This is a genomic window from Streptomyces sp. NPDC002817, assembly GCF_053592055.1.
This window is the reverse complement of sequence record NZ_JBSFUY010000036.1, coordinates 13,255-33,624: the sequence shown is the minus strand read 5'-3', so window position 1 is coordinate 33,624 and position 20,370 is coordinate 13,255. Positions and strand designations below refer to the sequence as shown.

Annotated in this window: 20 protein-coding genes; 13 read left to right on the top strand and 7 right to left on the bottom strand. The window is 70.3% G+C overall.

Translation table 11 applies throughout. From position 1 onward, the window contains the following. The first annotated feature begins 99 nt into the window (after window positions 1-99). From ACWD3I_RS41105 to ACWD3I_RS41050, 12 genes are all read left to right on the top strand, one after another. Window positions 100-1,260 carry an NAD(P)/FAD-dependent oxidoreductase gene (locus ACWD3I_RS41105; protein WP_365397204.1) on the top strand — a complete coding sequence of 387 codons (1,161 nt, stop codon included), beginning with the start codon at window positions 100-102 and terminating at the stop codon, window positions 1,258-1,260. Beyond that, window positions 1,257-1,559: a (2Fe-2S)-binding protein gene (locus ACWD3I_RS41100; RefSeq protein ID WP_365397201.1), complete on the top strand. Its 303-nt coding sequence runs from the start codon at window positions 1,257-1,259 to the stop codon at window positions 1,557-1,559. Before ACWD3I_RS41105 ends, ACWD3I_RS41100 begins: the two co-directional genes overlap by 4 nt. Further along, on the top strand, window positions 1,552-2,943 hold the full coding sequence (locus ACWD3I_RS41095; protein ID WP_365397198.1) for an NAD(P)/FAD-dependent oxidoreductase: 1,392 nt from the start codon (window positions 1,552-1,554) through the stop codon (window positions 2,941-2,943). The genes ACWD3I_RS41100 and ACWD3I_RS41095 overlap by 8 nt, the downstream gene beginning before the upstream one ends. A gap of 45 nt (window positions 2,944-2,988) precedes the next feature. After that, entirely contained in the window at window positions 2,989-3,894 is a 906-nt protein-coding gene (locus tag ACWD3I_RS41090) for a dihydrodipicolinate synthase family protein (protein ID WP_365397195.1), read from the top strand. 37 nt (window positions 3,895-3,931) lie between these two features. Continuing rightward, entirely contained in the window at window positions 3,932-4,933 is a 1,002-nt protein-coding gene (locus ACWD3I_RS41085; RefSeq protein ID WP_365397192.1) for a proline racemase family protein, read from the top strand. A 94-nt stretch (window positions 4,934-5,027) separates the two neighbouring features. Then, entirely contained in the window at window positions 5,028-5,723 is a 696-nt protein-coding gene (locus ACWD3I_RS41080; protein WP_365397189.1) for a GntR family transcriptional regulator, read from the top strand. Between the two features lie 85 nt (window positions 5,724-5,808). Next, on the top strand, window positions 5,809-6,804 hold the full coding sequence (locus tag ACWD3I_RS41075) for a LacI family DNA-binding transcriptional regulator (RefSeq protein WP_365397186.1): 996 nt from the start codon (window positions 5,809-5,811) through the stop codon (window positions 6,802-6,804). Window positions 6,805-6,950: 146 nt separating this feature from the next. Further along, window positions 6,951-8,297, top strand: a complete 1,347-nt coding sequence (locus ACWD3I_RS41070) for an ABC transporter substrate-binding protein (RefSeq protein ID WP_365397183.1) — start codon at window positions 6,951-6,953, stop codon at window positions 8,295-8,297. 5 nt (window positions 8,298-8,302) lie between these two features. Further along, window positions 8,303-9,262, top strand: coding sequence for a carbohydrate ABC transporter permease (locus ACWD3I_RS41065; protein ID WP_365397180.1), 960 nt, complete (start codon window positions 8,303-8,305; stop codon window positions 9,260-9,262). Further along, complete coding sequence (locus ACWD3I_RS41060; RefSeq protein ID WP_365397177.1) at window positions 9,259-10,119, top strand: carbohydrate ABC transporter permease; 861 nt, start codon at window positions 9,259-9,261, stop codon at window positions 10,117-10,119. The genes ACWD3I_RS41065 and ACWD3I_RS41060 overlap by 4 nt, the downstream gene beginning before the upstream one ends. A 33-nt stretch (window positions 10,120-10,152) precedes the next feature. Beyond that, a complete protein-coding gene (locus ACWD3I_RS41055) occupies window positions 10,153-11,736 on the top strand; it encodes a glycoside hydrolase family 13 protein (protein WP_365397174.1) in 1,584 nt (527 codons plus the stop codon). 78 nt (window positions 11,737-11,814) lie between these two features. Next, window positions 11,815-13,953, top strand: a complete 2,139-nt coding sequence (locus tag ACWD3I_RS41050) for a galactose-binding domain-containing protein (RefSeq protein ID WP_451084322.1) — start codon at window positions 11,815-11,817, stop codon at window positions 13,951-13,953. Here ACWD3I_RS41050 and ACWD3I_RS41045 read toward each other — a convergent pair. The 4 genes from ACWD3I_RS41045 to ACWD3I_RS41030 are packed head-to-tail and all read right to left on the bottom strand — an operon-like array spanning window position 13,922 to window position 17,275. Further along, complete coding sequence (locus ACWD3I_RS41045; protein WP_365397168.1) at window positions 13,922-14,740, bottom strand: ABC transporter ATP-binding protein; 819 nt, start codon at window positions 14,738-14,740, stop codon at window positions 13,922-13,924. The two genes, ACWD3I_RS41050 and ACWD3I_RS41045, sit on opposite strands and share 32 nt — an antisense overlap. Before the next feature lie 20 nt (window positions 14,741-14,760). Continuing rightward, entirely contained in the window at window positions 14,761-15,573 is an 813-nt protein-coding gene (locus ACWD3I_RS41040; RefSeq protein ID WP_451084321.1) for an ABC transporter permease, read from the bottom strand. Further along, window positions 15,537-16,310, bottom strand: coding sequence for an ABC transporter permease (locus ACWD3I_RS41035; RefSeq protein ID WP_365397162.1), 774 nt, complete (start codon window positions 16,308-16,310; stop codon window positions 15,537-15,539). The genes ACWD3I_RS41040 and ACWD3I_RS41035 overlap by 37 nt, the downstream gene beginning before the upstream one ends. After that, a complete protein-coding gene (locus tag ACWD3I_RS41030; RefSeq protein WP_365397159.1) occupies window positions 16,307-17,275 on the bottom strand; it encodes an ABC transporter substrate-binding protein in 969 nt (322 codons plus the stop codon). Before ACWD3I_RS41030 ends, ACWD3I_RS41035 begins: the two co-directional genes overlap by 4 nt. Window positions 17,276-17,421: 146 nt before the next feature. On the opposite strand from ACWD3I_RS41030, the gene ACWD3I_RS41025 reads away from it, so the two are divergent. Beyond that, complete coding sequence (locus tag ACWD3I_RS41025) at window positions 17,422-18,276, top strand: IclR family transcriptional regulator domain-containing protein (protein ID WP_365397156.1); 855 nt, start codon at window positions 17,422-17,424, stop codon at window positions 18,274-18,276. Here ACWD3I_RS41025 and ACWD3I_RS41020 read toward each other — a convergent pair. Genes ACWD3I_RS41020 through ACWD3I_RS41010 form a run of 3 tightly spaced genes read right to left on the bottom strand, consistent with a single transcriptional unit; the run spans window position 18,191 to window position 20,366 of the window. Further along, complete coding sequence (locus ACWD3I_RS41020) at window positions 18,191-19,129, bottom strand: PDR/VanB family oxidoreductase (RefSeq protein WP_365397153.1); 939 nt, start codon at window positions 19,127-19,129, stop codon at window positions 18,191-18,193. The genes ACWD3I_RS41025 and ACWD3I_RS41020 overlap by 86 nt on opposite strands. After that, complete coding sequence (locus ACWD3I_RS41015; RefSeq protein ID WP_266885683.1) at window positions 19,126-19,296, bottom strand: hypothetical protein; 171 nt, start codon at window positions 19,294-19,296, stop codon at window positions 19,126-19,128. Before ACWD3I_RS41015 ends, ACWD3I_RS41020 begins: the two co-directional genes overlap by 4 nt. Next, the gene (locus tag ACWD3I_RS41010) at window positions 19,293-20,366 is read right to left on the bottom strand and encodes an aromatic ring-hydroxylating dioxygenase subunit alpha (protein ID WP_365397150.1); all 1,074 of its coding nucleotides are present in this window, start codon (window positions 20,364-20,366) and stop codon (window positions 19,293-19,295) included. The genes ACWD3I_RS41015 and ACWD3I_RS41010 overlap by 4 nt, the downstream gene beginning before the upstream one ends. Window positions 20,367-20,370 lie beyond the last annotated feature (4 nt).

Below are 20,370 nucleotides of genomic sequence, written 5' to 3'. Positions count from 1 at the left end.
GGGGCACCCCATGTGCGGGGGTGCCCCACCGGACTCACCTCGCGCCTTCTTCTGCGTGGTGGCGTTCCCAGGTGGAGAGGTATGTGACATAGTACTGGCGTGAGCAAGCGACTGACCTGCGATGTCGTGGTCGTCGGAGCCGGGATGGTGGGCGCGGCCTGCGCCCTGTACGCGGCCCGGGCGGGCCTCGACGTGATCCTCGTGGACCGTGGCCCGGTGGCCGGCGGCACGACCGGAGCCGGTGAGGGCAACCTCCTCGTCTCCGACAAGGAGCCCGGCCCGGAGCTGGACCTGGCCCTGCTGTCGGGGCGCCTGTGGGCGGACCTCGCCGAGGAGTTGGGGAAGGCCGTCGAGTACGAGGCCAAGGGCGGTGTGGTCGTCGCCTCGACGTCGGACGGACTCGCCGCGCTCGAGCGGTTCGCCGACACACAGCGCGCCGCCGGGGTCGTCGCCGAGACCGTCGTAGGAGACGGACTGCACGACCTCGAACCGCATCTCGCCCCCGGTCTGCCCGGCGGGGTGCTGTATCCACAGGACTGCCAGGTCATGCCCGCGCTGGCCGCCGCCCACCTCGTCCGCGCCTCCGGCGCACGGCTGTTCACCGGCCGGACCGTCACGGACGTACTGCTCACCCCGGACGGCGCGGTGTGCGGCGTCCGTACGGACCGGGGCGACATCCATGCCCCGGCGGTCGTCAACGCGGCCGGCACCTGGGGCGCCGACCTGGCCGCGCTCGCGGGAACCCATCTGCCCGTCCTCCCTCGGCGCGGCTTCGTGCTGGTCACCGAACCCCTCCCGCGGATGGTCCGGCACAAGGTGTACGCCGCCGACTACGTGGCCGACGTGGCCAGCGACTCGGCCGCGCTGCAGACCTCGCCGGTCGTGGAAGGAACGGCCGCGGGGCCCGTGCTGATCGGCGCGAGCCGCGAACGGGTCGGCTTCGACCGGTCGTTCTCACTGCCGGTCCTACGGGCCCTGGCGGCGGGCGCGACCCGGATGTTCCCGTTCCTCACGGACGTCCGGGCGATGCGCGCCTACCTCGGATTCCGCCCGTACATGCCCGACCACTTCCCCGCGATCGGCCCCGACCCGCGCGTCCCCGGTCTGCACCACGCCTGCGGGCACGAGGGCGCGGGCATCGGACTGGCCACCGGTACCGGGCAGTTGATCGCCCAGGAGCTGACCGCGAAGACGCCCGAGCTGGACCTGACGCCGTTCCGACCCGACCGCTTCCCGGCCCCCGTGGAGGAGACCGCGTGAGATCCCCGCTCGAACTGGCCGACGCCCGGCCGGGCCCGGCCTTCACGGTCACCCTCGACGGCCGCGAGATCGAGGCTCTGCCCGGACAGACCGTCGCCGCAGCGCTCTGGGCCGCCGGTGTCACCTCCTGGCGCACCACCCGCGGAGAGGGCCGGCCGCGCGGCGTCTTCTGCGGCATCGGCGTCTGCTTCGACTGCCTGGTGACCGTCAACGACCGCCCCAACCGGCGGGCTTGCCTCGTGCCGTTGCACCCGGGCGACGCCATCCGTACGCAGAAGGGGACGGGCCACGATGACTGACCGGCCGCACCTCGCCGTGATCGGCGCGGGCCCCGCCGGGCTCGCCGCCGCCGTGGCCGCCGCGTCCCGGGGCGTACGGGTCACGCTGATCGACTCGGCCACGGAAGCCGGCGGACAGTTCTACCGGCGGCCCGCCGCAGGCCTCCGGGCTCGGCGGCCGCAGGCCCTGCACCACCGATGGCGTACCTGGGAGCGGCTGAGGGACGGGCTGCGGACCCACGTACAGGCAGGCGCGGTACGGCACTTGACGGACCATCACGTGTGGTTCGTCGGGCGGCAGGACGTCGGCTTCACCGTGCACGCCCTGCTCGGCCCCGAGCAGGAGCACCCCGTCGCGGTCCACGCCGACGCCGTCCTCCTCGCCACCGGCGGCTACGAGAAGGTCCTGCCGTTCCCCGGCTGGACCCTCCCCGGCGTCATCACCGCGGGCGGCGCCCAGGCCATGCTCAAGGGCACCCTCGCCGTATCCGGACGTACCGCCGTGGTCGCCGGCACCGGCCCGCTGCTGCTCCCCGTCGCGACGGGCCTCGCCGCGGCCGGTGTGGAGGTGGCCGCGCTGGTCGAGTCCGCCGACCCGAAGGACTTCGTACGGAGGACCCGCGCACTGGCCGCCCAGCCGGGCAAGGTCGCCGAGGGTGCCCAGTACGCGGCGAGGCTTCTCCGGCACCGGGTGCGCACCCTCGTCCGGCACACCGTCCTCGAGGCGCACGGCGCCGAGCAGCTGGAGGCCGTCACGGTCGCCGCGCTCGACGCCGACGGGCGGGTCAGGTCCGGCACCGAGCGCCGTATCGCCTGCGACACCCTCGCCGTGGGGCACGGCATGCTCCCGCACACCGACCTCGCGGAGACGCTGGGCTGCCGGCTCGACGGGATGGACGTGCACGTCGACGACGAGCAGCGCACCGATGTCCCCGGCGTCTGGGCCGCGGGCGAGACCACCGGCATCGGCGGCTCCGCCCTCTCCCTCGCCGAGGGGCACATCGCCGGCCGGTCGATCGCGGCGCGTCTGCGCGGCATCGAGCCCGACGCGCGCGAATGGGCCGCGGCCGCGAGGACCCGTACCCGGCTGCGCGTGTTCTTCGCCGCGCTCGACGCCGTCCACGCACCGCCCGCCCACTGGACCGAGCAGATCACCGACGACACCGTCGTCTGTCGCTGCGAGGAGGTCACCGGGGGTGCGATCCGCGAGGCCGTCGACGAGCTCGGTGCCGGGGACGTACGGACCGTGAAACTGCTGACGCGGGCAGGGATGGGGTGGTGTCAGGGGCGGGTGTGCGGACCCGCGGTCGCGGGGCTCGCCGGGTGCGCGCTCACGCCGACGCGTCGCCCGTTCGCCGGACCCGTGCCCCTCGGCGTCCTGGCCGCCGAGCCCGGGAACGGCTGAGCCACCAGTAAAATGTCACACCCTATAGATGAGACGGGATCCCAGATGACCAGCACCGAGAACACCGGCAGCCGCCCCTGGCGCGGCGTCCTCGTCGCCACCGCCCTCCCGCTGAACGACGACCTGTCCGTCAACCACGACAGGTTCGCCGAGCACTGCGTCTGGCTCGTCGAGAACGGCTGCGACGGCGTCGTACCGAACGGGTCCCTCGGCGAGTACCAGGTCCTCACCCCCGAGGAGCGGGCCAGGGTCGTCGAGACGGCCGTGGCGGCCATCGGCGGGGAGCGCGTGATGCCGGGTGTCGCCGCCTACGGCTCCGCCGAGGCCCGCCGCTGGGCCGAGCAGGCCAGGGACGCCGGCTGCGCCTCCGTGATGCTGCTGCCGCCCAACGCCTACCGTGCCGACGAGCGGTCCGTGCTGGCCCACTACGCCGAGGTCGCCAAGGCGGGCGTCCCGGTCGTGGCCTACAACAACCCCATCGACACCAAGGTCGACCTGGTCCCGGAACTGCTGGCAAAGCTGCACGCCGAGGGCCACATCCACGCCGTCAAGGAGTTCTCCGGCGACGTTCGCCGCGCGTACCGGATCGCCGAACTCGCCCCCGGGCTGGACCTGTTGATCGGAGCCGACGACGTCCTCCTGGAGCTGGCGATCGCCGGTGCCAAGGGCTGGGTGGCCGGCTATCCGAACGCGCTGCCCCGCGCCAGCGTGGAGCTCTACCGGGCGGCCGTCGCGGGCGACCTGGCCACCGCGAAGAAGCTGTACGAGCAGCTGCACCCGCTGCTGCGCTGGGACTCCAAGGTCGAGTTCGTCCAGGCCATCAAGCTGTCCATGGACATCGTCGGCCGGCACGGCGGCCCCGTCCGTCCGCCGCGTGTCCCTCTGCTGCCCGAGCAGGAGGCCGCGGTGCGCGCGGCCACCGAGCGGGCGGTCGCCGCCGGACTCGCCTGACCGTCCCATCGGATCCCCCAGGTTCATCAGGAGCGTCATGCGCAGCAAACTCGTCCTGCACGCCGTCGACTCGCACACCGAGGGCATGCCCACCCGCGTGATCACCGGCGGCATCGGCACGGTCCCCGGCGCGACCATGAACGAGCGGCGGCTGTACTTCCGTGAGTACCGCGACGACATCAAGCAGCTCCTGATGAACGAACCCCGCGGCCACTCGGCGATGAGCGGCGCCGTCCTCCAGCCGCCCACCCGCCCGGACTGCGACTGGGGCGTCATCTACATCGAGGTCTCCGGCTATCTGCCGATGTGCGGACACGGCACCATCGGGGTGGCCACCGTGCTGGTGGAGACCGGCATGGTCGAGGTGGTCGAGCCGGTCACCACCATCCGGCTCGACACCCCGGCGGGACTCGTCGTCGCCGAGGTCGAGGTCGAGGACGGCGCCGCGAAGACGGTCACGCTCAAGAACGTGCCGTCCTTCTCCGTGGGCCTGGACCGCAAGATCACACTCGCCGACGGGCGCACGGTGACATATGACCTGGCATACGGCGGCAACTTCTACGCCATCCTGCCGCTGGAGGAGTTCGGGCTGCCCTTCGACCGCTCCCGCAAGGACGACATCCTCCGGGCCGGTCTCTCCCTCATGGAGGCGATCAACGCCGAGGAGGAGCCCGTACACCCGGAGGACCCCTCGATCCGCGGCTGTCACCACGTCCACCTGTACGCCCCCGGCGCCACCGCCCGGCACTCCCGGCACGCGATGGCGATCCACCCCGGCTGGTTCGACCGTTCACCCTGCGGCACCGGCACCAGCGCGCGCATGGCCCAGCTCCACGCGCGCGGCGAACTCCCCCTGAACACCGAGTTCGTGAACGAGTCCTTCATCGGGACACAGTTCACCGGACGCCTCCTCGGCACCACCGAGGTCGCCGGCGTCCCCGCGGTCCTGCCCAGCTTCACCGGCCGGGCCTGGATCACGGGCACCGCCCAGTACCTGCTCGACCCGACCGACCCCTTCCCGGCCGGGTTCGTCCTCTAGGCGTTCCCCCGGCCGCCCTTGGCGTCCTGGCAGGTGCCCCGGAGGTCGATAATGACGATGTCGCGTGACATTGCACCACTAGGAGACCGCCCTCATGGCTGCCCAGCGCACCAGCGCCCCCACCCCTGCCCCCGCCCCGGCCCTGCCCGTTCTCGGCGGCAAGAAGAGCAGCTACCGGGAGCGGGTCGCCGACGCCCTGCGGGCGGCACTGGTCGCCGGTGAACTGCTGCCCGGCGAGGTGTACTCGGCGCCGACCCTCGCCGCCCGCTTCGGTGTCTCGGCGACGCCGGTGCGCGAGGCGATGCTGGACCTGGCCAAGGAGGGCCTGGTCGACACCGTCCCCAACAAAGGGTTCCGGGTCACCGCCGTCTCCGACCGACAACTCGACGAGTACACCCACATCCGCGCGCTCATCGAGATCCCCACGGTGACGGAGCTGGCCAGGACCGCCGACCCGGTCTCGCTGGAGGCGCTGCGCCCGGCGGCCCGGGAGATCGTGCAGGCCGCGGCGGCCGGCGACCTCGTGGCGTACGTCGAGGCCGACACCCGCTTCCACCTGGGCCTGCTCGCCCTCGCCGGCAACGCCCATCTCGTCGAGGTCGTCGGCGACCTGCGCAAGCGGTCCCGCCTCTACGGGCTCACGGCGCTGGTCGAGGCGGGCCGTCTGCCGGCCTCCGCCGAGGAGCACCTCGAACTCATCGACGCACTGATCGCACGCGACGAGCAGGCGACGCGCGCGGTGATGACACGCCACCTCGGGCACGTCCGCGGTCTGTGGGCGTCGAAGTAGCGGCACTTTGGCCCGACCGGAACGCACGCAAGAGCCGATAACAGGAACGCAAGCCGTTTGCGTTTCTTGCGCTATTCTTGCGCGCATGACGCGACGACTTGCCGAGGTGGCGAAGAAGGTCGGGGTCAGCGAGGCCACGGTCAGCCGGGTGCTCAACGGCAAGCCCGGAGTCTCCGAGATCACCCGGCAGGCTGTGCTGAGCGCCCTGGACGTGCTCGGCTACGAGAGGCCCACGCAACTGCGCGGTGAGCGCGCGCGGCTCGTGGGCCTCGTGCTGCCCGAGCTGCAGAACCCGATCTTCCCGGCGTTCGCCGAGGTCATCGGCGGGGCGCTGGCCCAGCTCGGCCTGACCCCGGTGCTGTGCACGCAGACCAGGGGCGGCGTCTCCGAGGCGGACTACGTGGCACTGCTGCTCCAGCAGCAGGTCTCCGGCGTCGTCTTCGCCGGTGGCCTGTACGCCCAGGCCGACGCCCCGCACGACCACTACCGGCTGCTCGCCGACCGCAACATCCCGGTCGTCCTCGTCAACGCGTCCATCGCCGACCTCGGCTTCCCCGGGGTGTCCTGCGACGACACGGTCGCCGTCGAGCAGGCCTGGCGCCATCTCGCCTCGCTGGGCCATGAGCGCATCGGGCTGGTGCTCGGACCCGACGACCATGTGCCGTCGGCGCGCAAGCTCGCCGCCGCCCGCGGTCTGGGGGAGCTCCCCGACGAGCATGTCGCCCGGGCCATGTTCTCCATCGAGGGCGGTCACGCCGCCGCCTCCCGGCTGATCGACCGGGGGGTCACCGGGATCATCTGCGCCAGCGACCCGCTCGCCCTCGGCGCGGTCCGGGCCGCCCGCCGCAAGGGGCTCCGGGTCCCCGCGCAGGTGTCCGTCGTCGGCTATGACGACTCCGCGTTCATGAACTGCACGGAACCCCCGCTGACCACGGTCCGCCAGCCCATCGAGGCCATGGGCCGGGCGGCCGTGGAACTGCTGAACACACAGATCGGCGGCGGTTCCGTGACCCCGGAGGAGTTGCTCTTCGAGCCGGAACTGGTGGTCCGGGGCTCCACGGCCCAGGCGCCTCGTAGCTGAGATCCGCTCGTCTGTCGAATAATTCCATATTCTGCGCGACATCTTGCGGACGGATGTCGCCGGTGCTTGAGTGTGCGGCGCCAGCACGGCGGGCTTGCTCCGCCCGTCGCCGTGCCCTCCTTGCTCATGCCCAGAGGGGTCCACCGATGAGAAGCACCGGGTTCCGCCGTACGTTCGTCGCGCTCAGCATCAGCTCCCTCGTCCTCACCGCCTCCGCCTGCGGGTCGGACGACGACTCGGGGAGCGGCAAGACCCGCATCACGGTCAACTGCATGCCGCCCAGGAGCGCCAAGGTCGACCGGGCGTTCTTCGAGGAGGACGTCGCCGCCTTCGAGAAGCAGAACCCGGACATCGACGTCGTCGCCCGCGACGCCTTCCCCTGCCAGGACCCGAAGACCTTCGACGCCAAGCTCGCCGGCGGGCAGATGGAGGACCTCTTCTACACGTACTTCACCGACGCCAAGCACGTCGTCGACATCGGCCAGGCCGCTGATCTCACGTCGTACGTCAAGGAGTTGAAGAGCTACGGCACCGTCCAGCAGCAGCTGAGGGACGTGTACACCGTCGACGGCAAGGTCTACGGGATCCCACGCACCGGCTACTCCATGGGTCTGATCTACAACCGCGCCCTCTTCGAGAAGGCCGGCCTCGACCCCGACCGGCCCCCGGCCACCTGGGACGAACTCCGCGCCGCCGCCGAGAAGATCGCCGCCCTCGGCGACGGCACCGTCGGCTACGCCGACTACAGCGCCCAGAACCAGGGCGGTTGGCACTTCACCGCCGAGCTGTACTCCCAGGGCGGCGACGTCGTGAGCGACGACGGCAAGAGGGCCACCATCGACACCCCCGAGGGCCGGGCCGTCCTCCAGAACCTGCACGACATGCGCTGGACCGACGACTCGATGGGCAGCAAGCAGCTCCTCGTCATCAACGACGTGCAGCAGATGATGGGTTCGGGCAAGCTCGGCATGTACCTCTCCGCGCCCGACAACATCCCGATCCTGGTGAAGGAGAAGGGCGGCGAGTACCAGGACCTCGCCCTCGCCCCCATGCCCGGCGGACAGGGCACGCTCATCGGCGGCGACGGCTACATGTTCAACAAGAAGGCGAGCCCCGCCCAGATCCGCGCCGGACTGAAGTGGCTCGACCACATGTTCCTCACCCCCGGAGACGGCTTCCTCGGCGACTACGCCCGCGCCAAGAAGAGCGACGCCCCGGTCGGCCTCCCCGAACCGCGGCTGTTCACCGGCGCCGCCGACACCAAGGACCAGCAGGTCAAGGAGGCCAACGCCAACGTCCCGGTGGGGAACTACCAGGCCTTCCTCGACGGCAACCAGGACCTCGACATGAAGATCGAGCCACCGCACGCCCAGCAGATCTACTCCGTCCTCGACGGCGCCGTCTCCGCCGTCCTCACCAAGAAGGACGCCGACATCGACGGGCTCCTGAAGGACGCCTCCGCGAAGATCGACGGCATCCTGGCCCGGGGCTGACCCCGATGACCAGGACGGCCCATCGACGACCGGTCGAAACGATCCCCGTACGACCGGTCAAGGCGCCGCCCCCGGCAGGGGACCGGAGGCGGCGCCGCCTCACCGACCAGCTCCGCGCCCACGCCTTCCTCCTCGGTGGCCTCCTCTGCTTCGCCGTGTTCTCCTGGTACCCGGCGCTCCGCGCCATCGTGATCGCCTTCCAGAAGTACACGCCGGGCTCGTCACCCGAGTGGGTCGGCACCGACAACTTCAGCCGCGTGTGGCACGACCCGGAGTTCACGGCGGCCTGGCGCAACACTCTCACCTTCACCGTGCTGGCCCTGCTGATCGGCTTCGCGATCCCCTTCGTACTGGCCCTGGTGCTCAACGAGCTGAGACATGCGAAGGCGTTCTTCCGAGTCGTGGTCTATCTGCCCGTGATGATCCCGCCGGTCGTCAGCGCCCTGCTGTGGAAGTGGTTCTACGACCCTGGGACCGGCCTCGCCAACGAGGCGCTGCGGTTCCTGCACCTGCCCACCTCGAACTGGTCCAACGGCGCCGACACCGCGCTCGTCTCCCTTGTCATCGTGGCCACTTGGGCCAACATGGGCGGCACCGTCCTGATCTACCTGGCCGCGCTCCAGTCCATCCCCGGCGAGCTGTACGAGGCCGCCGAGCTGGACGGCGCGAGCCTCCTCCAGCGCGTCCGCCACGTGACGATCCCTCAGACCCGCTTCGTCATCCTCATGCTGATGCTTCTTCAGATCATCGCGACGATGCAGGTCTTCACCGAACCGTTCGTCATCACCGGCGGCGGCCCCGAGAACGCCACCGTCACCGTCCTCTACCTGATCTACAAGTACGCCTTCCTCTACAACGACTTCGGCGGCGCCTGCGCACTGAGCGTCATGCTCCTGATCCTGCTCGGGGCCTTCTCCGCCGTCTATCTGCGCCTGACCCGCTCCGGAGAGGAGGACGCCGCGTGAGCACCCGGACCCTCGTCTCCCCGGCGGCCCTGGCCCGCCCCCGCGGCAAGGCCCTGTACTGGAGCGTCTTCACGGGCGTCGTCCTGCTCTTCACACTCGCCTTCCTCTTCCCCGTCTACTGGATGGTCACCGGCGCGGTGAAGTCCCCCGACGAGGTGGCGCGGACACCGCCCACCCTCGTCCCGGACAGGTGGCACCCGGACGGCTACCGTGACGCCTGGGACCTGATGCAACTGCCCCAGCACCTGTGGAACACGGTGGTCCAGGCGGCCGGCGCCTGGGCGTTCCAGCTGGTCCTGTGCACGGCCGCCGCCTACGCGCTGTCCAAGCTGAACCCGGTCTTCGGCAAGGTCGTCCTCGGCGGCATCCTGGCCACCCTCATGGTCCCGGCGCAGGCCCTGGTGGTGCCGAAGTACCTGACCGTGGCCGACCTGGGCCTGCTCAACGACCCTCTCGCCATCTGGCTCCCGGCCGTCGCCAACGCCTTCAACCTCTACCTCCTCAAGCGGTTCTTCGACCAGATCCCGCGCGACGTCCTGGAGGCCGCCGAGATCGACGGCGCCGGAAAGCTGCGCGTCCTGCGGTCGATCGTGCTGCCGATGTCACGGCCGGTCCTCGGGGTGGTGTCGATCTTCGCGCTCGTCGCCGTCTGGCAGGACTTCCTGTGGCCGCTGATGGTCTTCTCCGACACCGACAAACAGCCCATCAGCGTGGCACTCGTGCAGTTGTCCCAGAACATCCAACTCACCGTGCTCATCGCCGCGATGGTGATCGCCAGCATCCCGATGGTCGCCCTGTTCCTGGTCTTCCAGCGGCACATCATCGCCGGGATCAGCGCGGGCGGCACCAAGGGCTGACGCCGACGCCCCGTCCACAGAAAGGGAAGCTCAGTGGGACAGCCCACCCATGCCCCGAAGGAGTGGTGGCGCTCCGCCGTCATCTACCAGGTCTACGTCCGCAGCTTCGCCGACGGCGACGCGGACGGCACCGGTGACCTCGCCGGCGTCCGCACCAGGCTGCCGTATCTCGCCGAACTCGGCGTGGACGCCCTGTGGTTCAGCCCCTGGTACCTGTCCCCGATGAAGGACGGCGGCTACGACGTCGCCGACTACCGCGCGATCGACCCCGCCTTCGGTACCCTCGCCGAGGCCGAGAAACTGATCGCCGAGGCCCGCGAACTGGGCATCCGCGTCATCGTCGACATCGTCCCCAACCATGTCTCCGACCAGCACGCCTGGTTCCGCGCCGCGCTGGCCGGCGGGCCCGGACGCGAGCTGTTCCACTTCCGGCGCGGGCGCGGCGCCAAGGGCGAACTCCCGCCCAACGACTGGAAGTCGCAGTTCGGCGGACCGGCCTGGAGCCGCCTCGACGACGGCGACTGGTATCTGCATCTCTTCGCCCCCGAACAGCCCGACCTCAACTGGGCCCACCCCGCGGTCCGCCAGGAGCACGAGGACATCCTGCGCTTCTGGTTCGAGCGGGGCGTCGCAGGCGTCCGGATCGACTCGGCCGCCCTCCTGGTCAAGGACCCCCGCCTGCCGGACTTCGTCGAGGGCCGCGACCCGCACCCCTACGTCGACCGGGACGAACTCCACGCCGTCTACCGCTCCTGGCGGGCGATCGCCGACGAGTACGACGGCATCTTCGTGGGCGAGGTCTGGCTCCCCGACACCGAACGCTTCGCCCGCTACCTGCGCCCCGACGAACTGCACACGGCCTTCAACTTCTCCTTCATGACGTGCCCCTGGGACGCACGGCGACTGCGCCTGTCGATCGACGAGACGCTCGCCGAGCACGCCCCGATGGGGGCGCCCGCGACCTGGGTCCTGTGCAACCACGACGTCACCCGGACGGTGACGCGCTACGGCCGTACGGACACCGGCTTCGACTTCGCCACCAAGGCCTTCGGCATCCCGACCGAGCTCGCCCTGGGCACCCGACGCGCCCGCGCCGCCGCACTGCTGTCGCTGGCGCTGCCCGGGGCGGTCTACGTGTACCAGGGAGAGGAGCTGGGGCTTCCCGAGGTGGAGGTTCCCGTCGACCGCATACAAGATCCGATGCACTTCCGGTCGGGCGGCGTCGATCCGGGACGCGACGGATGCCGGGTGCCGCTGCCGTGGACGGCCGAGGCGCCGTACGCGGGATTCGGTTCACGGGAGACACCGTGGCTACCGCAGCCGGGCGACTGGACATCGTATGCAGTCGACCGGCAGCAGGATGATCCCTCCTCCATGCTCGCCCTCTACCGCGAGGCGATCCGCCTCCGGCCCGCACTCGGTGACGGCCCGCTCGCCTGGCTCCCGGCACCCGGGGGCGTCCTCGCCTTCACCCGGGGTGCCACCGTCCTGTGCGTGGTGAACCTGGCCGACGCTCCCGCCGAGCTGCCCGCCCACACCGAACTGCTCCTCGCCAGCGGTCCACTGCACACGGACGGCAGTCTGCCGAGGGACACCGCGGTATGGCTCCGCGTCTGAGCCCGGCCGCACGCACTCCGCTATCCCCTTGCACCCCCACTCCGAAGGGATCAGCACATGCACAGAACTGTCAGGGGCATGCCATCAGCAGTCATGGTGGTGGCCCTCTCCGCCGGACTGCTCACCGCCACCGCCCCCACGGCGCACGCGGCCGCCGGTGCCGCACTCCCGTTCACCTCGGTCGAGGCGGAGTCCGCGACCACGAGCGGCTCGAAGATCGGCCCGGACCACACACAGGGCACCCTCGCCTCGGAGGCGTCGGGGCGCCAGGCCGTGAGGATCACCTCCGGGCAGCGTGTGGAGTTCACCGTGCCGAGCGCGGCCAACGCGGTGAACCTCGCCCACAGCGTCCCGGACGGCCAGTCGGGCACGCTCGACGTGTACGTCAACGGCACCCGGATCTCCCGGACACTCCCGGTCACCTCCAAGTACTCCCACGTCGACACCCCCTGGATCCCGGGCGCCAGGACCCACCACTTCTACGACAACGTCCGCCTGGTGCTCGGCCAGGACGTGCAGGCCGGCGACAAGGTCGCCTTCCAGTCCACCGGCACCCAAGTGACCCTGGACGTGGCCGACTTCGAACAGGTCGCCGCGGCCGCCGCACAGCCCGCGGGGTCCGTGTCCGTCGTCTCCGAGGGCGCCGACCCGAGCGGCAACGGTGACTCCACACAGGCCTTCCGGGACGCCATCGCGTCCGCCCGAGGAGGAGTCGTCTGGATCCCGCCGGGCGACTACAGGCTGACCTCCTCGCTCAGCGGCGTTCAGAACGTCACGCTCCAGGGCGCGGGCGGCTGGCACTCGGTCGTGCACACCTCCCGCTTCATCGACCAGTCCAGCTCGTCCGGCAGCGTGCACATCAAGAACTTCGCGGTCATCGGCGAGGTCACCGAGCGCGTCGACTCCCACCCCGACAACTTCGTCAACGGATCACTGGGCCCGAACTCCAGCGTCTCCGGCATGTGGCTCCAGCACCTCAAGGTCGGCCTCTGGCTGCTGGGAAACAACGACAACCTCGTCGTCGAGAACAACCGCTTCCTCGACATGACGGCCGACGGCCTCAACCTCAACGGCAACGCCCGAGGCGTCCGCGTCCGCAACAACTTCCTGCGCAACCAGGGCGACGACGCGCTCGCCATGTGGTCCCTGTACGCGCCGGACACCGACAGCAGCTTCGAGAACAACACCATCAGCCAGTCGAACCTGGCCAACGGCATCGCGATCTACGGCGGCACCGACATCGCCGTGAAGAACAACCTGATCTCCGACACCAACGCCCTCGGCAGCGGCATCGCGATCTCCAACCAGAAGTTCCTCGACCCCTTCCACCCGCTGTCCGGCACCATCACGGTCGAGGGCAACACGCTGGTGCGCACCGGCGCGATGAACCCCAACTGGAACCATCCGATGGGCGCGTTGCGCGTCGACTCCTACGACAGCGCCATCAACGCGAACATCGTCATCACCGACACGACCATCACCGACAGCCCGTACAGCGCCTTCGAGTTCGTGTCCGGCGGCGGACAGGGACACCCGGTCCGCAACGTCACCGTGGAGGGTGCCACCGTGCGCAACACGGGGACGGTCGTGGTGCAGGCGGAGGCCCAGGGCGCGGCCACCCTCCGCGACGTCACGGCGACGGGCGTCGGGGCCGCCGGCATCTACAACTGCCCCTATCCGGCGAGTTCCGGGACCTTCGACCTCACCGACGGCGGCGGCAACTCCGGCTGGAGCAGCACCTGGTCGGACTGCTCGACCTGGCCGCAGCCCGGCCAGGGCAACCCGGACCCCGCCCCGACCCGCAACCTCGCCAAGGGCCGGCCCGCCACCGGATCGCAGGACGTCTACACGCCGGGCAGGGCGGTCGACGGCGACGCCGACAGCTACTGGGAGTCCACCAACAACGCCTTCCCGCAGTCCTGGACCGTCGACCTGGGCTCCACGCAAGCCGTACGGCGGCTGGTGCTGAAGCTGCCGCCCTCCTCCGCGTGGGGCGCACGTACCCAGACCGTCACGGTGCTGGGCAGCACCGATGGCTCGGCCTACGCCACGGTCGTGGGGTCCGCGGGCTACCGCTTCGACCCCGCCACCGGCAACACGGCCACCATCTCCCTTCCCGGCAGTACGAGCCTTCGCTATCTGCGCCTGTCCGTGAGTGCCAACACGGGCTGGCCCGCCGGTCAGTTCAGCGAGGTGGAGGCGTATCCGACTTCGTGAGCGCGTCCTGCGGGACCCCGCGCTTCGCCGCCTGGATCTGCTCGTACACATGGGTCCGGAGCTCGGCGAAGCGCGGGGCCACCCGTGTGTGCAACTGGTCGCGCTCGTCGGGGAGATCGACCTTCAGCTGCTCCTGTACGACGGTGGGGGAGGCGGACAGCACGATCACCCGCTGGCCCAGGTACACCGCCTCGTCGATGTCGTGGGTGACGAACAGGATGGTGATGCCGCGCTCCCGCCACAGCCGCCGTACCAGGTCCTCCAGATCGGCGCGGGTCTGGGCGTCGACGGCCGCGAACGGCTCGTCCATCAGCAGTACTTCGGGCTCGTACGCCAGCGCGCGGGCGATCGCCACCCGCTGCTGCATCCCGCCGGACAGCTGCCAGGGATACGCCCCGGCGGCGTCCGCGAGACCCACCGACTCCAGCGCGTCGGCGACCAGCTCCCGGCGTCGCGCCTTGCTCAAGTCCTTCTGCTTCAGCGGAAGTTCGACGTTCTCACCGACCCGCTTCCAGGGGAACAGACTGCGTCCGTACTCCTGGAACACGAACGCCATGCCGGGCGGCGGGCCGTTCACCTTCCGGCCCGCCAGCAGGACTTCACCACCGGTCGGCGTGAGCAGGCCGCCCATGCACTTCAGCAGCGTCGTCTTGCCGCAGCCCGAAGGGCCGACCAGGCAGACGAGTTCGCCCGCCTCGACGGTGAAGGTGAGGTCGCGCACCGCCTCCACACGGCGCCCGGACCCCTCGTAGACCTTCTGCAGGCCGGATACGACGAGTGCTTGCATGGACCGCCCTTTCGTGAGCGTCACGGGGACCGCCGGGCCGAGGCCCGCAGACCGTGGTACCAGCCGAGGACCCGCCGCTCGACCAGCTGGAAGACGACGGAGAGCACGAAGCCGAGCAGACCGAGGACGAGGATCCCGGTCCACATCTCGGGGACCGCGAAACTGCGCTGGAACTGCACGACGGTGAAGCCGAGGCCGTCGCTGGCCGCGAACATCTCGCTGATGACCATGAGGATGATGCCGATCGACAGGGCCTGCCGCAGCCCCGCGAAGATCTGCGGACTCGCCGAGCGCAGCACCACGTCCTTGAGGCGGGCGATGCCCGTGATGCCGTACGAGCGGGCCGTCTCCGTCATCACGGAGTCCACGGCGCGCACCCCCTCGACCGTGTTGAGCAGGATCGGCCAGACACAGCCGCTGGCGATCACGACGATCTTCATCGTGTCGTCGATGCCCGCGAACAGCATGATGACCGGGACGAGGACCGGCGGCGGCACCGCCCGCAGGAACTCCAGGACCGGCTCGCACACCGCCCGCACCCGCCGGTAGGAGCCGATGACCGTGCCGACGGCGACCCCCACGACGGCGGCCACGGCGTACCCGGCCGAGAGCCGCAGCACGCTGGGCAGCACGTCGGCCTCGAACCGCTCGCCCGTCCACACGTCCGGGAAGGTCTGCAGAATGGTCCGCAGGGGCGGCCAGAACACGTCGGTACTGCCGTCGGACGCGAACCACCAGATCGTGAACAGCAGCGCGGGCAGCGCGAGCACGAAGAACAGCCGCAGCAGAACGCCCTTCACACCGCCACCTCCCCGCGCACCGACTGATGCCATGCCAGGGCCCGCCGCTCCACGGTACGCGCGCCCACGTTGATGAGGAGCCCCAGAACGCCGGTCACCACGATCAGCGCGTACATCTCCGGCACCGCCTGGGAGTTCTGTGCCACCGCGATGCGGGCGCCCAACCCCGGTGCGCCGATGACGAGTTCGGCGGTGATGGCGAGGATCAGCGCGACGGCGGCGGCCAGCCGGACGCCGGTCATGACATACGGCAGCGCGGTCGGCCACAGGACGTGCCGGACCCGTGCCCAGGGTCCGAGACCGTAGGACCGTGCCGTCTCCTCGGCGACCGGGTCGATGTCCTGGACGCCGTACAGGACCTGGATCAGCACCTGCCAGAACGAGGCGTACACGACGAGCAACAGCACCGAGCGCAGTTCGGTGCCGTACAACAGCACCGCGAGCGGGATCAGGGCGACCGAGGGGATCGGGCGCAGGAACTCGATCGTGGAGGCCGTGGCCTCGCGCAGATACGGCACCACCGCGATGGCGACGCCGAGGGCGATGCCCGCTGTCGAGGCGATGAGCAGGCCCAGCGCCCAGCCGGTGAGGGTGTCGCCGAGCGCCGTCCAGAAGGTGTCGTCGGAGAGCTCGGTGCCGAGGGCGTCGGCGATGCGGCTGGTCGGCGGGAAGTAGGCCTCTTTGACGAGGCCGAGCCGCGGCACCGCCTCGCCCAGGGCGAGGAAGGCCGCGAGTCCGGCGGCGCCGAGAGCGACGTTGAGTCCTCTCACGGCAGCAGCTTGTCCAGGTCGGGTGCCGTCTTGAAGAGGCCGTCGTCCTGGCCGAGCTTCTGCAGCGCGTCGAGGGAGGCTCGGTCCGGGTCGGCCGGCCAGGCGGGCAGCGTGACCTTCGCCAGCACGGCCGCCGGGATCTTCGTGTACGTGGTGACGATCTGACGGGCCTCGTCCGGGTGGGCGTCCGCGTAGGCGAGCGACTCGGCGAGGGCGGTCCGGAACTTCTTCACGACGGCCGCGTTCTGCTGCTCGTACGACGTCGACGTGAAGTACATGGCCACGGTGAGGTTGGGGGCGACGTCCACGAGAGGCGAGGCGATCTCCCGGGCGCCCTGGCTCTTCACGGTCGCGAGGGCCGGCTCGACCACCATGGCCGCGTCGATCTGCCCGCTGTCGAGGGCGGCCGGCATCTGGTCGAAGGCGAGCTCGACGAACTTCACCTTGTCCGGGTCGCCGCCCGCCTTGCGCACCGACTCGCGCACCGCGGTCTCGTTGATGTTCTTCAGGGTGTTGATGGCGACCTTCTTGCCCTCCAGCTGGTCGGCCGACTTGATCGAGCTGTCGCCCTTCACGGTGAGGGCACCGAAGTCCTTGCCCTGCTGGCCCGTCGAGGCGATGCCGTTGGAAACGACCTTCACGGGAACGTTGTTGGACTGGGCGATCATCAGCGAGGTCGAGTTGGAGAAGCCGAACTGGTACTGGCCGCTGGCGACGGCGGGCACGATCGCCGCGCCGCCCTGCGCGAGCGATACCTCCAGCTCCAGACCCTGCTTCTTGAAGAAGCCCTTCTCCTGCCCCAGATAGAGCGGGGCGACGTCGACGATGGGGATCACACCGACCTTGACCTTGGTGGTGCCGCCGGACGACGACTTGTCCGACCCCGTGCTGTCCCCGGACGAGCCACAGGCCGACACGGTGACCAGGAATGCTCCGGCCGCTAGAGCGGCGAGCAGACGACGCATGGCTCCTCCTGCGCAGACTTCATTGTTCCGACAGGGTGTGCGCACAGCGCACAATGGTGCACAGTGCGAAAGGTAGAGTTTTTGTTCTCTGCGGTCAACGCCTTTGGCTGACAATATTGTTGACAGTTGTTGAGGTGGAGGCGACGATGCCTGCAACAGCCCGCGCCCCGCACTTCGTCCGCTCCTTCGAGCGGGGCCTCGCCGTGATCCGCGCATTCGACGCGGAACACCCGGAACTGACGCTCACCGAGGTCGCGCGCACCTGCGGACTGACCCGCGCGGCGGCCCGACGATTCCTGCTCACGCTCGTCGACCTCGGCTACGTGCACGCCGACGGCCGGGCGTTCCGGCTCACGCCACGCGTGCTGGAACTCGGTTACTCCTATCTCGCGGGCTTCTCGCTGGCGCAGATCGCCGAACCGCATCTGGAGCAACTGGTCGACCGCACAAGGGAGTCGTCGTCCCTGTGCGTGCTCGACGGCGACGACATCGTGTACGTCGCCCGGGTGCCCGCGCGCCGCATCATGACGGCCGCGATCACCGTCGGGACCCGCTTCCCGGCGTACGTCACGTCGGTGGGCCGGGTGATGCTCGCCCATCTGACCGACGAGGAACGCGAGTCGAGGCTGGCCCGGGCCGACCTCCGTCCCCTGACGTCGCGCACGATCACCGACGCGGACCTGCTGCGCGCCGAACTCGAGAAGGTGCGGGCGCGCGGATACGCCGTCGTCGACCAGGAGTTGGAGGAGGGGCTGCGCTCGCTCGCCGCCCCGGTGCGGGACCGGGGCGGCGAGGTGGTGGCGGCGGTGAACATCCCGGTGCACGCCAGCCGCAACACCGTGGCGTCGGTCCGCCGTGATCTGCTGCCGCATCTGCTGGACACGGTCGCCGCGATCGAGCGGGACCTGCGGATGGCTACAGGTCGAGGACGAGCCGCTTGCCCCGACACCGGGACACACAGATCATCATCGTCTCCCCGGCCTCCCGCTCCGCGTCCGTGAGCACCGAGTCCCGGTGGTCCGGGGCCCCTTCGAGGACATCGGTCTCGCACGTCCCGCAGGTGCCCTCGGTGCAGGAGAAGAGCACCTCCACACCGGCACCGCGCACGGCGTCCAGCACGGAGACGTCCGCCGGTACGGTCACCGTCCGGCCGCTCTGCGCCAACTCGACCTCGAACTCGGTGTTCTCTCCGGTCTCCTGCTCCTTCGGCGTGAACCGCTCCAGGCGCAGCACCCCGGCCGGGCAGCGCGCCTCCACCGCGTCCAGCAGGGGACCCGGGCCGCAGCAGTAGACGAGCGTGCCCTCGGGGACGTCGTCGAGCACCGACGCCAGGTCGAGCAACCCGGTCTCGTCCTGCGGCGCGACGGTCACCCGGTCGCCGTAGCGGCCCAACTCCTCGGTGAACGCGATGGAGTCACGGGTGCGCCCGCCGTACAGCAGGGTCCACTCCACGCCCCGCGACTCCGCCTGCGCCAGCATCGGCAGGATGGGCGTGATGCCGATGCCGCCCGCGATGAACCGGTAGCGGGGCGCGGGCTCGAGGGCGAAGTGATTGCGGGGCCCGCGCACCCGCACCTTGTCGCCCTGCCTCAACTGCTCGTGCACATGGGCGGATCCGCCGCGCCCGTCCGGCTCGCGCAGTACCGCGATCCGCCAGGCGGTGCGGTCGGCCGGGTCACCGCACAGGGAGTACTGGCGTTCGAGTCCGGGGCCGAGCACGACATCGATGTGGCCGCCGGGCTCCCAGGCCGGGAGCTGCTCGCCGAGGGGGTGGCGCAGGGTGAGGGCGAGCACGCCGTCGGCCGCGGACTCCCGTCGGCCGACGACGAGTTCGGCCTCGTACACGTCACTCATGAAGTGTTTCCTCGCGGTTCGTGTCCTTGCGGATGGGCGAGCATCCACTCCCACATCTCGATCGGGTCCTGCGAGGTGTGCTCGCGGCCGCAGTGACAGGTGCCGTGCAGCACGTCCGTGCCGGGCAGCCAGTCGATGCGGTAGATCTCTCCCGTCGGACTGCTCACTGGACCTTCTCCACGGGCTTGGCGCCCTCCTCGACCAGCCGGGCGAGGATGCGGCGGGCGGCCAGGCCGCCGGTGTCGATGTTGATGCTCAGCTCCTGGTACCCCGTCCGCTCGCTGCCGAGCGTCCTCTGCAGCAGGTTGAGCGCGTCCACGTCCTGCATGACGACGGTGTGGTTGTTCTTCCGCAGGAACTCGGTGACCTCGTCGTCCTCGGTCGCCCAGTCGCGCGAGACCATCCAGAAGTCGTACACCTTGCCGTCGGAGGACGGCGTGATCGCGTACGTCACCTCGGTGTGGAAGCCGTTCGGGTCGCTGCCGTCGGCCTCGGGCACCACACCGACCGGGGCGACGCGGCTGTGGAGCAGATACAGGCAGGGCGCGCTGTACTCGATGTCCTGCCAGCGGGTGATCCGGCCCTCTATGCCGGTGGACTTGGCGTAGAACGGCGGGCACTCGGCATCGTCCATGTGCCGGCTCACCCGGACGATCCCCGCACCTTCGTCGACCTCGGTCGTGATCGGCGTCTCGGCGACCTCGGGGGTCCCGATGTAACCGCCGTGCAGATACGTCTCGTGGGAGAGGTCGAGGAGGTTGTCGACGAGCAGCCCGTAGTCGGCGTCGATGGGCTCCATGCCGCGCACGGTCGTCCAGCCGGGGGAGTCCAGGTGCCTGGCCCGCGGGATGCTGTCGGGGTCGGCGAGGGCCGGGTCGCCGATCCACACCCAGATCAGGGAGTCCAGCTCGGCGATCGGGTACGAGGCGACGCGCGCCGTACGCGGGACGCGTTTCTGCCCCGGCACATACACACACGTGCCCGTCGTGTCGTACGTGAACCCGTGGTACCCGCACACGATCCGGTCACCGTCGAGCCGGCTCGGCTTCTCGTGCAGCGGGAACCGGCGGTGCACACAGCGGTCGGCCAACGCGACGGGCGTGCCCTCCTCCTCGGTCCGGTAGAACACGAGCGGCTCACCGAGGATCGTCCGGCCGAGGAGCTCCTCGCGGCCCACCTCGTGGCTGTAGGCGGCGACGTACCACTGATTCCTGGCAAAAGCGGTCATGTGCGGCATGGCA